We start from the raw sequence: 14546 nt of genomic DNA, 5'->3' as shown, positions 1-14546 counted from the left end.
TCTTGGGAAAGAACGGCCGCAGTCGCTCGATCTGCTCATCCGTCAGCCAAAACAGGTCGCTCATCCAGGTCTCCTTGCGGAGGCTGAATCAGATCGCGACGCTCACATCAATGGGTCCTGACCCTAGTCACCGGGCGCCTCTCGCCAGCGCAGCCCATTGCGGTTGATCAACACGATGCCGCTCAACACGCGCTGGTCATTTACCCGAGCCTTTCCGTGGCTCTTGGGGAAGAATGGCCGCAGCCGCTCCATCTGATCGTCCGTCAGCCAAAACAGGTCGCTCATCCCGGTCTCCTCGCGGAGCCTGAATCAGATCGCAACGCTCACATCAATGGGTCCTGAGTCTAAGATTTCGGCTGTCCAATGCGGTGCACAGTGGCTTGTCCTGATCGGGAAGAGCTTTTCTCGCGCCCAAAGCGAACTCGTTGCCTCCATCATCCTGAGGTGTGATGCTCGGCTCGCGAACGTAGAAGCAAGTTGAGCTCGGTTTCACCTTAGACGCGATTTGGCAGAGCGCCTGATTCTTGATCACAGGTATATGGGACTGACAACGCCCATAAAGGACCGCTGAAATCGCGGCGTTCGTCGCTTCGCTATTTCAAACATGAATTGATTGATATGACTTACCAACTTGGATTCCTTCATTCAGGGCCGCAAATTACTTGCAACCTCGTTCATACACTATCTTAAGAAGTCATAACACAAATTTAATTAATTATAATAGTTTGAAAAAATGGTAAAATAACCGAGTTTCTTCTATTTAATTTCTAAACGCACAGGCAAGACGGGAGAGAACGAGGAGCCTGACTTGTCAAGCATCGCCCGCAAAGATTTAATAACATCGGGATCGCCGCGACCTGCCGGATCAGCTTCTGATCGCGCAAATAACATAGACATCAGCTCTAAACGTGGAGCTGAGACCACGGCGTATGATCGACCTGTTGAGAACCTGCCGCCAATCAGCACGCCATTTTCTACCTGGAGACTTACGGCTTCACCAGTATCGGTCGCCTTTAAGGTGACCGCGAGATCCCGCGCCTTAGCCGGGTCTAGTCGGATCGCCATCAAATCGACCGCTTGTGCAAGCGACAAGCCGTTGACCAAGCCTGATTGGCTGGCGGGTGCGCGGACGGTAGGCGGTCCACGGAGATCGGCAGCGGCACTCAAATACATGTTACGCCATAACGAATTTTCGCTCTGCCATGCGAGTTGGTCGTAGCAGCGCGCCAGCAGCGCACGTGCGTCTGCCGGTGCGCTCTCGCCAATCACAACGTGGTTCAGCAACTCCGCCGCCCACTCATAGTCGCTCGTGTCAAAAGCGACCTTCGCCAACGACATGACTTTTGCAGTGCCGCCCATGGCTGATACATAGCGTCGACCGGCGTCGATGGGCGACCGGGCAGCTAGGTGGGCGGGGTTGGCGTCGTACCAGCCTAGGTAGAATTGATAGATGGCCCGTGCGTTGAAGGAGATGGAGCCGTAATAGGGACGATTGTACCATTCGCGTGCGAGTGCGTCGGGTAGCTTAAGCTGCGCGGCGATCGCGTCGGCGGTGAGGCCCGCATTCATCAAACGCACCGTCTGGTCATGCAAGAAAGCATAGGCATCGCGATGCTTCGTCAGGAAGTCGCGGATGCGGTCGCGCCCGAAGCGCGGCCAGCCGTGGCTGGTGATCATGACCGTCGCGTCGGGATTGCGTTCGATCGCCTGCGTCAGACCCGCCACCCATAGCCGCGTATCGCGAACCTTTGCCCCGCGCGGCGTCAGGATGTTATGCTGGGTGACGTTGGCGTTTTCTGCCAGATCGATCACATTCCAGTCGGGAAACGCGATGTTCATTTCGGCTGGCGCCTCCGTCCCCGGCGTCAACTGGAAGCGCAGCCGCACGCCGTCGATGACCAGTTCAGTCCCGTCCTGCGTGATTTCCCGCGTGGGGCGCGGCAGCGACCGCGTGCCAAGCGCCGTCGCCGGACCGATCCCCGAGTTGACCGCCCCCGTCGGGCCAATCGGCAGCGCCAGGCCGAACTGATAGCCGGCACGCCGGTTCATCGCCGGCCCCGCGACCAGGTTTTCGCTGACCGCTTCGTCAAAGAAGCCCGCGGGCGCGATGACCGGAGTCGTCCCAGCCGCGCGCTGCTCGGCGTTCAGCACGCCGCCGATGCCGGCGAAGTGGTCGGAGTGGGAATGCGTAAGGATGACGGCGGAGATCGGACGATCGCCCAGTTTTTCGGCGACGAGGCGCATCGCGGCACGCGCGGTTTCGGTACATGACAGCGTGTCGATGACGATCCAGCCGGTATCGCCGCGCACGACCGTCAGGTTGGCGAGGTCGAATCCGCGCACCTGATAGATACGGTCGGTGACGCGGAACAGGCCATGCTTCGCCAAAAGCTGCGCATGCCGCCACAGGCTGGGGTTGACGGTATCGGCGGCCTTGGGCTGGTCGAGAAACGCGAAGCGACGGAAATCCCAGACGACGGTGCCCGCATCGGTCCGGATCACCGGATCGGCCAGCGTGCCGAGATAGCCGCGCGAGGCAAAATCGCGATCCTCGTCCGACCGACCCGCCATCTCCGCCAAGGCCGCCGCATGCGCCGCGCGCGTGCTGGCGGAGGGCGGATCGGCCTGTGCCAGCGCGGCCGCAGCCGGGGCGGCGACCGCGATCATCGCCATCGCTGCGTGACGCAACGCCCGCCCCCTCATGCCCGGAACCCCGGATCGATACGGTCGAGCTTGCGCAACAGCGCCGGCCAGGCGAGCCGCTGCGCCAGCAATCCCATCCCCGCCGGCGCCGACTGGCGTGCGACCTTGTCCTCGACGCCATCGGGCGGCGGGTTGAGGTTGTCGCGGCCGGCGGCGAGCATATGCACCTGCGCCTCGCAGGCGCGTTCGAGGAAGTAGAGGCGCAGGAAACAGGCCGCGACGCTGTCGCCGATCGTCAGCGTTCCGTGGTTGCGCAAGATCATCGCATGGCGCGTGCCCAGATCGGCCACGAGCCGTTCGCGTTCGTCGAGGTCGGTCGCGATCCCTTCATAGTCGTGATAGGCGACGTCCGCACCGGCGATCATCGCGGTCTGCGTGTGCGGCAGCAGGCCGAACGCCATCGCGCTGACCGCCTGACCATAAGGCGTGTGGACGTGCATCACCGCCTGCGCATCCTCCCGCCCCATGTGGATCGCGGAATGGATGGTGAAGCCCGCCGGATTGACCGGGTGCGTGCCGGCGTCGACCGGATGGCCATCGACGTCGATCTTCACGAGGGACGAAGCCGTGATCTCTTCGAACATCCTGTCATAGGGATTGATCAGGAAGTGATGGTCGGGCCCTGGCACCCGGACCGACAGATGGGTGAAGATCAGATCGTCCCATCCGTAATGCGCCACCAGGCGATAGGCGGCGGCAAGATCGACGCGCACCGCCCATTCCCCGGCCGACATGCCGTCGGGAGGCGACGCCGCGGGAGCGTGAGGGGAAGGGGCAGCCATAGCCATCGTCCGGGGTTCCTTGGGGTCAGAAGGCGGTGGACACGCCGAGCTTGACCTGTCGGCCAAGCGCGCTCGCGGTGAAGGGATCGTAATTGTAGTTCAGCCGCGCAAACGGCGGATCGCGATCGGTGACGTTGAGGACGGTCAGCGTCAGATTGGTATCGGGCACGATCTGATATTGCAGGCTGACGTCCGCGGTGCGGAACGGCGCGATGCGCGAGCCTTGCGACAAGGTCGGCGATCCGGGCAGCAGCGTGCTGGGACCGAAAATGCCGGCGGGGTCGTCGGCGCGCTGATCGTACATGCCGCCGACATAGTTGAAGGTGACACGCGCATTCAGCCCGGCATAGCGCGCCTGGACATAGGCCTGCCCCTTCCAGCGCGGTACGGGATAGGCCGTGGTCTGGTAGTTGAGCTTGCCGGCGGCATCGAACGCCGGCTGAACGACGACGCCCGCCACCGACTGCGCGCCCGTCTTATATTCGAGATTGTAGGTCGCCGAGCCGCCCATGCTGACGCGCACCGCACCGACATCGGCATCGTAATCCAGATTGAAGTCGAGCCCGGCGTCGCGCACCCGCGCGCCGTTTTGATAGGTGGTGATGACACGCGACACGTTCGCGGCGCTGCACGTCCCCGCCCCCGCCACGCCGCCGCCGTCGTTGAAGAAGAACCGCTGGCGCAGCGCCGCATAGGCGGCGTTGGTGCAGTTGCTGCCGGCGAACAGCGTCGCGACCATCCCGCCCAGCGGATCGGCGACAATGGTGTCGCGGATCTGGTAGCGGAAATAGTCGACGCTCGCGCGCAGGCCACCCGCGTTGAACAGCACGCCGCCCGACAGGTTCGTCGAGGTTTCTGGCTGAAGCCCCGGCCGCCCGAGAATTTCGACGGGCTTGAACGCGCTGCCGACCAGTTGCAGCCCGGTGAAAGAATTGGGCGTCAGATACTGAACGGGCGGCCCGCGGAAGGTGGTGCCGATGCCGCCACGGAACGCCAGCCAGTCGGTCGCCTGGAAGCGCAGCCGCGCCTGCGGATTGAAGGTCGATCCGATCTGACCGCCGTAATCTTCGTACCGGGCGGACAGCTGGCCGTTAAGCGAGGACAGGATCGGCAGCTGCAATTCGGCAAAGACCGCACGCACGTCGCTGCTCGCCTGCGCGGTTCGGGTGCTGCCGAGGAAACCGAACGCGCCCGTCGCCTGAGCGGCCGGACCGCCGACCGTACTGGGCGCGCACGCCCCGAGATTGCCGTTGAGCGGCGTTTCACGGCACGGCGTTACGGCAAGGTCGTTCGCGGCGCCGAGCGCGGTGCGGAACGACGAACGGCGATACTGGCCACCGAGCGCGAACTTCAGCTCGCCGCCGGGCAGCGAAATTCCCGTGCCGCCCGATACGGTCGCATCGGCGACGAAGAGCTGCGTGTTGGTGCGCGTGATGCTGGGCACGAACAGCCAGCTCGCCAGGCTGGCGGTGTTGGCGACGCCCGCGACATAGCCGGGATTGGCCACGCCCGTCACCGGATTGGCGGCGATCGCATTGCCGAACGGATTGAGATACTGGCAGCCGTTCTGGCCGGGCGTGTTCGCCGCGACGTTGCATCCTGCCCCGCCGAGCCCGCGCAGCGCGAGCTGGATGCGATCGCCGAAGATGTCGTTGCTTTCGACGTAGCGATAATACTGCTGGTACGTGCCGGCGATCTCGAAATCCACGCCCTGCGTCACCGGCCCGCGCAGCGCCAGCGTGAAGCGTGCGGTTTCCGATCGACGGCTGCCGGTCAGCGATCCCGGATAGTCAGCCTCGCCCAGCGTCAGCGGATTGCCGCCGAGCAGATACGGACGGAAGAGCAGCGTCGGGAAGACGACGCCCGCAGCATTGGCGAGCCCGCCGTTCTGCTGCGCATAGGCCTGGAAACCGGGGTTGCTCGCCGGCACGTAGAAGCCCGACACGCTGCTGCGGTTGACGCCGCCGAGCGCGACGATCGAGGGCGGCTGCGAGGGCAGATAGGACGGCGAGGTCAGGACGTGCGGGTTTTCCGACGCGCCGTAGAGGGCCGTCGCCTGCACCTCCATCCCGTGTGGCAGGTCGATGCCGACGTCGACGAACACCTGCCCGCGGCGTTCCTGTTCGGCGAGCGCATCGAATTGCGTGGTATTGCCGATGCAGCGGTTCTGCGTCGTGACATAGCCGCCGAGCGGCGCGCAGGCGACATCGGTGCGCACCGCCCCCAGCGGCGCCCCGGTCGCGCCGATGGGAACGAAGCTGCCGGGGTTGCTGGCCGGGTTCCAGCCGCCCTGCGGGTTGGTGGCATAATCGCGCAGCGCGAAGTCGCGCTTCGTCGCGAGCAATTGCCCGCGCGTCTGCACGCCGGCGGCGACGAGGAAGCGCAGGCCGTTCGCATCATGGCCGAAGCTGAGCGAGGCATCGATGTCCCCGTCGCTGCCAGGCACATGCTTGTAGCTGCCCGCTGCGCGAAACCCCTTCTGATCGGTGCGCGTGATGAAATTGACGACGCCGGCGATGGCATCGGAGCCGTAGGTCGCGGCCGCCCCGTCCTTCAGCACCTCGACCCGGCCGATGGCGGCGAGCGGGATGAGATTGATGTCCACCGCGGGCGCGCCGGTGCCGACGGGAACGAGCCGCTTGCTGTTGAGCAGCACCAGCGTCCGTTCGGGGGTGAGGCCGCGCAGATTGACCGTGGCGATGCCTTCGCTCCCTTGCGAGCGCGAATCGAACTGGTTCGAATCGCCCAGCACGCCGCTGGACGTCGGCAAGGCCTTCATCAGCTCGACGACCGACGGACTGCCCTGTCGCGCGAGATCCTGCGCGCCGATGACGTCGACGGGCGCCGGGGCGTCCTCACGCGATCCGCGGATCAGCGACCCGGTGACGACGATATCGGGCTGATCGGCGTGCGCATCGGCCTGAGCGGGCACCACCGCGGCGGGAGAACCCGCCATCTGCGCCTGTGCCTGCCCCGCCAGCAGCGAAACGGAAACCCATATGGTGCTGCCCAGCAACGTCGCGCGCATAGCCCTCTCCCGATCCTGCGAGACGCTTCGGTCTCTTGGGCGAAGGGGTAGCGCACAGCATGTGCCATGACGTCGGTCGAAAAATGCCGCGCCATTATGCCTTCAGGCTATCAGCGATATTACGGAGCACCCTTGGCGATCTGCGCGATGCGGCGCACCAGCGGCACGCTCCACAGGCCCTTGGTGGTCAGCATCCAGCATTCGAACGGGAAGGTCTTGGTCGACGGCAGCTCGACCAACGTGCCGTCGGCCAGTTCGCGATCGAACACGAAGCGCGGGCCGCGCGCGATGCGATCCGTGCTTTGCGGATAGTGGCGGATCATGTCGGGATCGTCGGACACCAGGCCGCGCAGCCGCCGGTTCTGATCCGGCGTGATCGGCCCCAGCCATTCCAGCAGCGCATCGCTGACCAGCATGTTCGCCATCGAATAGCCGAGCACGTCGGCGGGGCCGACCGGCGCGCGCGCCAGCAGCGGGTGGCCGGGCCGCACGACGAAGATCGTATCGGTGTCGAACAATTTGATGCGCACGAGATCGGGATAGGATTCCGCATTCTCGCGCCGGCTGAACGAGATATCGAACGCCCCTTCGTGCACGCCGCGGGCCAGACCCTCGTTCGCGACGCGGCGGACGACGAGCTGCAAATTGGGAAATTCGGTGGCCGACCGCTTGATCACCATCGGCAGCGGATTGAGGTGCGTGGCCGCCCCTGCCGCGATCGTGAGCACGCCGAGGTCGCCGCGACTGCGCTGTTCGACCTCCCGCATCAGCGCCGCGACCTCGTGCAGCAACGGCTCGGCGCGGCGGGCGAGATAATCGCCGTGCGGCGTCGGCCGCGTCCCTTCGGTCGAGCGGTCGAACAATTGCAGGCCGAGCTGGCCTTCGAGGCGCGCGATGCTTTTGCTCAGCGTCGGCTGCGCGACGCCGAGCAATCGCGCGGCGCCGTTGAAGCCCCCCGCCTTCACGACGGCGACGATCTGTTCCAGGTGCCGCAATTCCATCGTGGCACCCTATCGCCCAGGCGGGCCGGCGGCCAGACTAACGGATCGGAACCTTGGGGGGATAGGCCTTGAACGTCGCCAACTGCGCCTGCACGGCAGCGGCGACGACCGGGATCTGCGGCTGCTTCAGCGGCGCGAGCGCGTGCTCCTCCTTGGGATCGATGTAGAGATCGAACATCTTTCCGCCGTAGACCGAGGTCGTATAGGCCGCCGAAAACGGGCTGGAACGCGGCCAGCTGTCGTCGCTTTCGGTAATCTGGTCGTGCATCAGATATTTGAACTCGGCGACGCGCGCGCCCATGAAGATGTTGTTCACCCAGTAATATTCGACGCGACGCGCGCTCTGCCCCTGCGGCGCGAGGAAGAAGCCGGTCTGGTCGATGCTGTCGATATAGCGGTCGGTGGGCACGAGATCGGCGCGGCCGGCGAGCGACAGGCTGGTCGCGAACACGTCCATCAGGTCGAACAGGCCGTCCGACACGCGGCCGGGCGCGATGACGCCGGGCCAGGACACGATCATCGGCGTGCGCACGCCGCCTTCGTAGATCGATCCCTTGCCCGATCGGAACGGCGTGGTGCCCGTGTCGGGGAAGGTTTCGAGCATCGGGCCGTTGTCGGACGCGATCATGATGATCGTGTTGTCGAGCTGGCCTGAGGCCTTCAGCGCCTCGACGACCTGGCCGACGCGGTGGTCGAGCTCGACGATCACGTCCTTGTACGGATAGCGGCCGGGCGATTTGCCGGCGAACTGCGGGTGCGGATAATTGTCGAAATGGGCGCCGCGCGTGCCGACATACAGGAAGAAGGGGTTCTTCTCGGTCTTGCGCGAGGCGATGAACTGCGTCGCCCGGTCGGTCAGCTTTTCATCGACGAAGCGGATCGTGTCGCGGTCGATCGGATAGGCGAGCGTCGCCGCTGAGCCTGTCTTACCGGCGACGATGCCCATCGTCTCGCCCTTCTCGGCCCAGGCGCGGCGATCGGGATCGTTGACGAGATCGGGATTGCGCCAGGGTTCGCGCCACGCGGTATAATCGTCGGACGAGGTGAGGATGCCGTAATATTCGTCGAAGCCGACGTTCTGCGGCTGCGCCTGCTCCGCGCCGCCGAGGTGCCATTTGCCGATCGCCTGCGTGGTATAGCCAGCCTTCTTCAGCAGTTCGGCGAGCGTGACCTCGCCATTGAGGCCGGTCGCCGCATTGTTCTCGCCCGGCAGATAGGGGCGCAGCAGACCGCTGCGCACCGGCAGCCGCCCGGTGAGCAGCGACGCCCGCGTCGGCGTGCACGACGGCTGCGAATAGGCGGAGGTGAGGCGCAGGCCACCGGCGGCGAGCCGGTCGAGATTGGGCGTCGGACTGCCCACTGCCGCGCCGCCGCCGAACGCGCCGATGTCGCTCCAGCCGACATCGTCCATCAGGATCATGACGATATTGGGTGCGCGCCCGAACCGCGCCCGCGCCCGCCCCAATGCCGCGGCGGCCGCCGCGCGATCCTGGGGCAGGTCGATCACCGGTTCGCGGTTGGGCGCCGGGCGGGTGGCCTTCGCCAGGAACCCGTCGACGGGCTTGTCTCCCTGCGCTGCCGCCACACCCGCAGTCAGTGCAACCGCACAGGCGAATGCCGACATTCCGGCTGTGATCCGTTTCATCCGATCCTCTCCCTCGACCGTTGGGCTATCGCCCGCCGCGGCGTCTGACGACGGTATAGCGGTCATGCCTCGGAGCTATCGGGGCGACCGCGGCGATCCGTGCTAGTATAAGCCCTTGTGACGGAAGGAGCGGCGGACATGCGATACGGCGATATGATCCGCCTGCCCGGCGGCACGTTCTCGATGGGGTCCTCCCGCTTCTACCCGGAGGAAGCCCCCGTCCGGCGCGTGCGCGTCGATCCGTTCTCGATCGACGCCGCCCCCGTGACGAACGCCGCCTTTGCCGCCTTCGTCGCCGCCACCGATTATGTGACGATGGCGGAGCGCGCGCCCGACCCGAAGGACTATCCGGGCATGGACCCCACGCTCGCCCAGCCGGGTTCGCTGGTGTTCGAAAAGACCGCCGGCCCCGTCGACATGGCCGACGTCAGCCAGTGGTGGCATTTTCGCCTGGGGGCGGACTGGCGCCATCCGCTCGGCCCCGGCAGCAGCGTCGACGATCTGGGCGATCACCCGGTCGTGCATGTCGCCCACGCCGATGCCGAGGCTTTCGCGCACTGGGCCGGGAAGGCACTGCCGACCGAGGCGGAGTGGGAGTTCGCGGCGCGCGGCGGCCTGGAGGACGCGGATTACGCCTGGGGAGACGAGTTGGCGCCGGGCGGCGCGATGCTGGCGAATTACTGGCAAGGGCTCTTTCCGTTCGCCAACCAGATGCTCGACGGATATGAACGCACCTCCCCCGTCGGCTCCTATCCCGCCAACGGCTATGGCGTGTACGATATGATCGGCAACGTGTGGGAATGGACGTCCGACTGGTATGCGACGCCATCCGCCCTGCGCGGCCATGCCGTCCCCAGATGCTGCGCGATCGCCAACCCGCGCGACGCGCGACGACAGGACAGCTTTGACCCGGGAGACGCCGCGCGCATCCCGCGCAAGGTTCTGAAAGGCGGATCCCACCTGTGCGCCGAAAGCTACTGCCAGCGCTACCGCCCTGCCGCCCGCCATGCGCAGCCCATTGATTCAGCGACGACGCACATCGGATTTCGCTGCGTAACCCGCTGACGTATCGACAACGGCGCGACCTTGACCCATTTACGGACGTTCGGCGCATCAGAGATGATCACCATCTTCGGACATTCGTTCAGACCATGGGTGGCTGACTAGCAACGGTCACCGAGCTGGTCGCCCAGCTCAGTCTCCGTGCAGATCGAAATGGCCGTCCCCGTCTCTCGTAACGCATTCGCCTGACGATACTGAGCATGGGCAGTGACGAAGCGGCCGAAAGGCTGCTTGTCGCTGATCACCAGCCGCGTCGTGCTGACACCAACCGCGGCCATGATGCGTGCCCCCTCGCCAGCCAGACGGCGTGCGATAGGGCCGTTGCGAGGCTCGCCGAGAATAACGATGCGTTCTCCCTTGAGTGGGCCGTTCGGCGCGGGTGGCGGCGCCTTGACGCGGGGCGGACTGCTCGGCGCGAGCCAGCCGGCGAGGTCCATGCCGGTATGCTCCATGGCGCGCACGATCACCATGCCCGCCGCCCGCGCGTCACTCAGCGCGTCGTGATGCTTGTGCGGCAGTCCCAAAAACCGCGTCAGCACGTTGAGCCTGTGGCTCGGCAGATTGGGCCACGCCCGTTTCGCCACGCGCACGCTGTCGAGCCAGGTCGTCGCGATCGGATCGCACCGATGGAGCATACAGGCGGCGGCCAGCGCGCCTTTGTCGAACAGTGAATGGGCGACGGTGATCCGGCCGGACAGATGGCCTGCGATGATCGGGTGGGTTTCGGCAAAGGTCGGCGCACCCGCGACGTGATCGGCGGTAATGCCGTGAATGCGCGTGTTGAACGACGAGAAACGCTCGCACGGATGGAGCAACGTCTCATAAGCGAAGGTCTCGCGACCGTCCCTGAACCCAACGATCCCGATCTGGCAGATGCTGCTGACCTGCGAGCACGACGTCTCCACGTCGACGACGACGAACTCGGGTGCGTCGATGCGGCCGACCTGCTCCGCTACGGCCGCTCCTGTCGTTCCGGTCATCGCATGTCCGCCAGGCTGCGGAAGGTGATCGACCATCGCGGTCGTGCCATCGGTTCGATGCTGTGCTCCCATTCGTGTCGCGCCGGCCCGGTCATGTGATAGCCGCCGCGCGGTTCGAGCGGCGCCGACGTGCGCTCGAACCCGGCGGTGCGCCGTCGGAAGCGCATGGTGGCGAGCTCGCCGAGCGACAGGCCGGCGACATGGCCGTAGATCGGCCGGTCGCGATGCCAGCCGATCCCCGCGCCCGGATCGTAGCGGATCAGCAGCGCCTGGATCAGCGCTGCCGGTGCAAGGCCGGCGAACCCGGCCGCGTGGTCGCGGATGGGGAGCAGCCAATCCGGCATCGGCGGAGCGTCCTTGGCTCGACCCTCCTCGAAATCGTAGCTCCAGCCGAACGAGGTCGTCAGCCGCTTGCCCGTCCAGCCCTGGAACCGGAACGGCGCAAGATCGGTGGCATCGGTCCGGTCGATCAGCAGGCGCTCCTCATCCACGCTGATCAGCGACGCTCGTCGCGCGAGACCCGGCAGCAGCGGCGCGTCGAAAACGTCGAGCATCATGCCGCCGCCTCGACGAAGATCGGCAGTTCGTCGGTGGTCTCGGCTGCCACCGCCGCGAAGTTGGAGACGGTCACGCCGACCAGCCGGATGCCCTTCTCCGCCGGCAGCACCGACCGCATCAGCGCCAGCGCAGCGCCGTGCAACGCATCGCGGCTGGTCACCGCCACGGGCTGGCTGCGACGCCGCGTGATCTGGTGGAAGTCGGCATATTTCACCTTTACCGTCACCGTCCGGCCGAACGCCTGCCGGCTCTCGCACCAATGCCAGACATCGTCCGCCATCCTGAGCACGCCCGCCTCGATCTCCGCCGCCTCCGTCAGGTCGCGGTCGAAGGTCGTCTCCGATCCGGAGGACTTGCGGACGCGGTTCGGATTGACCGAGCGATCGTCCTCACCACGCGCGATCGCATGATACCATCCGGCGGCGCTGCCGAAATGCTGCTGCAGGAACTCCAGCGACTTGGCCTTGAGGTCTGCGCCCGTCTCGATCCCGAGGCGCTTCATCTTCTCCGCCGTCACCGGACCGACGCCGTGAAAACGGCTGACCGGCAGCGTCTCGACCCAGGCCGCGCCCATCTCCGGCGTCACCACGAACTGGCCATTGGGCTTGCGATGGTCGGAGGCGAGCTTGGCGAGGAACTTGTTGTACGAAACACCCGCCGACGCGGTCAGCCCGGTTTCGGCGAGAATGTCGGCGCGGATCGCCTTGGCGGTCAGCCAGGCGGTCCCCAGCCCGCGCTTGTTCGCGATGACGTCGAGATACGCCTCGTCGAGCGACAGCGGCTGGATCAAGTCGGTGTAGCGCGCGAAGACCTCATGGATCTGGCGCGAAACGTCGCGATACACCTCGAAGCGCGGCGGCACGAAGACGAGGTCGGGGCAGCGGCGCAGCGCGGTGACCGACGGCAGCGCGGAGCGCACGCCGAACGCCCTCGCCTCGTAGCTCGCCGCGGCAACGACGCCGCGCGCGGCGGCATGGCCGACTGCGACCGGCTTGCCGCGCAACGCCGGATCGTCGCGCTGCTCAACCGACGCAAAGAAGGCGTCCATGTCGACGTGGATGATCTTGCGCACCGTCATGGCGCCTTCTACGCCAAGCAGAACGGATTGTGAACATTCCGTTGGATGCGCTGGGGAATGCCGCGTCGGAGGCGCCGCGGCGGCTTGACCATGCGCCCGCGCGGCCCGACCTTACCCCTGCAAAGGAGACGCATGATGGTTGAGGCACGGTGGAATGGCGCGGTGATCGCCAGGAGCGACGATACCGTGGTGGTCGAAGGCAACCACTATTTTCCCGTCGACAGCGTCGACGCTGCATTTCTAAAGCCCAGCGACAAGACGACGATCTGCCCGTGGAAGGGAACGGCCCACTATCACAGCCTGCACGTGGCTGGTGCTGAGAACACCGACGCTGCGTGGTTCTATCCCGAGCCCAAGTCAGCGGCAGAGGAGATCAGAGGTCGCATCGCGTTCTGGAAGGGTGTGACGGTAGGCTAGCACCGACCTCCCGCAATCGTGCCCGTTGAGACCCTTTTGTGACCGTTCAGCGGCACCCTGACCTTTTCCGGAAGCAGCCCCTCGTTCACCGTGGTCGGCGACGCAGAATATGGTCGGTCCGTGGTCCGCAGCGACGCTCGTCTGTTAGGTTCGGGGTATGGCGACGCAGCAACGCACAATCGATTTCTTGCTTGAACAGGCGACCGGCGCCGGCGCGGTGGCGGCTAAGCCGATGTTCGGTGAGTACGGCGTCTACGTCGATGGCAAGATGATCGGGTCGGTCTGCGACGATCAGCTCTTCGTTAAGCCGACGGTAGCGGGACGCGCCCATGCCGAACCGGTATCGGACGCGCCGCCGTATTCAGGTGTTAAACCGCAGATGCTCATAGCGGGCGATCGATGGGACGATGCCGAATGGCTCGGCGAGCTGCTGCGTGTCACGGCGGCCGAACTACCGACGCCCAAGCCGCGAAAGCCGAAGCAAAGCACGTAAGCACCCGTGGCGGAAGGACCCATTAGCCGACACTCGGCTGCTTTTAGGCTCCGTCCGGCTCTGGTCGTTCGTTCATCCGCTTCGTCAGTCGTCCAATCGGCCGCACACAATCCCTCCGAACGACAAAAAGTAGGCCTTTTGGTCGTTCGGCACGCCGACATAATCGTCCAGTTACGCCTTCAATGTCATCCGCTAGTCGATCAGCGGAGCGACAAGCTCTCCCATGTCGCAGACGGTCACAAGACCACTCCGGCATCCGGTGCTGCACCGCTCGCGAACCGGCCAGTGATTGCCCAAGTGCGAAGGTTGATGATCGCCACATGGTCGTTTTCGAGCGAAGCGTAGAGCATGTCGCCCGCAAGGTTGAGGCCCGGCGCGCCGGCGCCGAGCGGCAGCCGCGCCTCCTCGGCGAGCGTGACCGGATCGAGCCGCGACAGGCTCTTGTCCGCGAGGTTTGACACGATCAACCGGCCGTCCGCCTGCGTAATCACGCGCACCGCCTCGCCACGCATCGTCCGTCGTGCGCGTTCCTCGAGCGTCGTGGCGTCGAGCGCGTGGATCGTACCGCTCGGCCGATCGATGACGTAGAGCATCCGCTCGTCGTGGCTGAGGGTCATGCCCTCGGGCGCGGCGCCGATTCGCCGGCGCAGCGGAGCGACGCCCAGGTCCTCGGGATCGACCATGATGACCGCGCCGCTCAGCGTGTCGGCGACATAGGCGCGCGCGCCGTCGCGGCGGACGACGAGGTAGTGGCTGCGCGCGCCCCCGACCGGGATCAGCCGCGAGGGCGCGTTGTCCT

At 65.6% G+C, this 14546-nt stretch carries 11 protein-coding genes and 2 pseudogenes; 3 read left to right on the top strand and 10 right to left on the bottom strand.

Annotated elements, in window-relative coordinates; translation table 11 throughout:
* Positions 1-132: 132 nt before the first annotated feature.
* The 6 genes and pseudogenes from QZ847_RS16860 to QZ847_RS16835 form a co-directional block, all read right to left on the bottom strand.
* Positions 133-285, bottom strand: a pseudogene (locus tag QZ847_RS16860) (transposase); the annotation flags it as partial.
* A 471-nt stretch (positions 286-756) separates the two neighbouring features.
* Entirely contained in the window at positions 757-2673 is a 1917-nt protein-coding gene (locus tag QZ847_RS16855) for an alkyl sulfatase dimerization domain-containing protein (RefSeq protein WP_294358872.1), read from the bottom strand.
* A gap of 26 nt (positions 2674-2699) precedes the next feature.
* Positions 2700-3485 (bottom strand): class II aldolase/adducin family protein, encoded by a 786-nt coding sequence (locus QZ847_RS16850; protein ID WP_294358874.1) that lies wholly within the window; start codon positions 3483-3485, stop codon positions 2700-2702.
* A gap of 25 nt (positions 3486-3510) precedes the next feature.
* Positions 3511-6513 carry a TonB-dependent receptor gene (locus QZ847_RS16845; RefSeq protein WP_294358869.1) on the bottom strand — a complete coding sequence of 1001 codons (3003 nt, stop codon included), beginning with the start codon at positions 6511-6513 and terminating at the stop codon, positions 3511-3513.
* A gap of 119 nt (positions 6514-6632) precedes the next feature.
* A complete protein-coding gene (locus QZ847_RS16840) occupies positions 6633-7514 on the bottom strand; it encodes a LysR family transcriptional regulator (RefSeq protein WP_294358866.1) in 882 nt (293 codons plus the stop codon).
* 37 nt (positions 7515-7551) lie between these two features.
* The gene (locus tag QZ847_RS16835) at positions 7552-9225 is read right to left on the bottom strand and encodes a sulfatase-like hydrolase/transferase (protein ID WP_294358864.1); all 1674 of its coding nucleotides are present in this window, start codon (positions 9223-9225) and stop codon (positions 7552-7554) included.
* 87 nt (positions 9226-9312) lie between these two features.
* Between QZ847_RS16835 and QZ847_RS16830 the strand changes: the two genes are divergently transcribed.
* Complete coding sequence (locus QZ847_RS16830; RefSeq protein ID WP_294358861.1) at positions 9313-10224, top strand: formylglycine-generating enzyme family protein; 912 nt, start codon at positions 9313-9315, stop codon at positions 10222-10224.
* Positions 10225-10322: 98 nt separating this feature from the next.
* Here the strand turns inward: QZ847_RS16830 and QZ847_RS16825 are convergent, their stop codons facing one another.
* Genes QZ847_RS16825 through dinB form a run of 3 tightly spaced genes read right to left on the bottom strand, consistent with a single transcriptional unit; the run spans position 10323 to position 12837 of the window.
* A complete protein-coding gene (locus tag QZ847_RS16825; RefSeq protein ID WP_294358858.1) occupies positions 10323-11201 on the bottom strand; it encodes a 3'-5' exonuclease in 879 nt (292 codons plus the stop codon).
* The gene (locus QZ847_RS16820; protein ID WP_294358855.1) at positions 11198-11758 is read right to left on the bottom strand and encodes an alpha-ketoglutarate-dependent dioxygenase AlkB; all 561 of its coding nucleotides are present in this window, start codon (positions 11756-11758) and stop codon (positions 11198-11200) included. The genes QZ847_RS16825 and QZ847_RS16820 overlap by 4 nt, the downstream gene beginning before the upstream one ends.
* Positions 11755-12837 carry a DNA polymerase IV gene (dinB, locus tag QZ847_RS16815; RefSeq protein ID WP_294358853.1) on the bottom strand — a complete coding sequence of 361 codons (1083 nt, stop codon included), beginning with the start codon at positions 12835-12837 and terminating at the stop codon, positions 11755-11757. The genes QZ847_RS16820 and dinB overlap by 4 nt, the downstream gene beginning before the upstream one ends.
* Positions 12838-12972: 135 nt before the next feature.
* Between dinB and QZ847_RS16810 the strand changes: the two genes are divergently transcribed.
* Together QZ847_RS16810 and QZ847_RS16805 are read left to right on the top strand one after the other, a co-directional pair.
* Positions 12973-13254 (top strand): DUF427 domain-containing protein, encoded by a 282-nt coding sequence (locus tag QZ847_RS16810; protein ID WP_294358850.1) that lies wholly within the window; start codon positions 12973-12975, stop codon positions 13252-13254.
* 157 nt (positions 13255-13411) lie between these two features.
* On the top strand, positions 13412-13747 hold the full coding sequence (locus QZ847_RS16805; RefSeq protein WP_294358847.1) for a TfoX/Sxy family protein: 336 nt from the start codon (positions 13412-13414) through the stop codon (positions 13745-13747).
* A gap of 236 nt (positions 13748-13983) precedes the next feature.
* Here QZ847_RS16805 and QZ847_RS16800 read toward each other — a convergent pair.
* A pseudogene (locus tag QZ847_RS16800) lies at positions 13984-14546 on the bottom strand (twin-arginine translocation pathway signal protein); the annotation flags it as partial.

Origin of the sequence: uncultured Sphingomonas sp., assembly GCF_913778135.1 — a bacterium.
Classification (GTDB): Bacteria; Pseudomonadota; Alphaproteobacteria; order Sphingomonadales; family Sphingomonadaceae; genus Sphingomonas.
The sequence above is the reverse complement of the archived record's forward strand: the minus strand, read 5'-3'. Positions and strand labels throughout refer to the sequence as shown.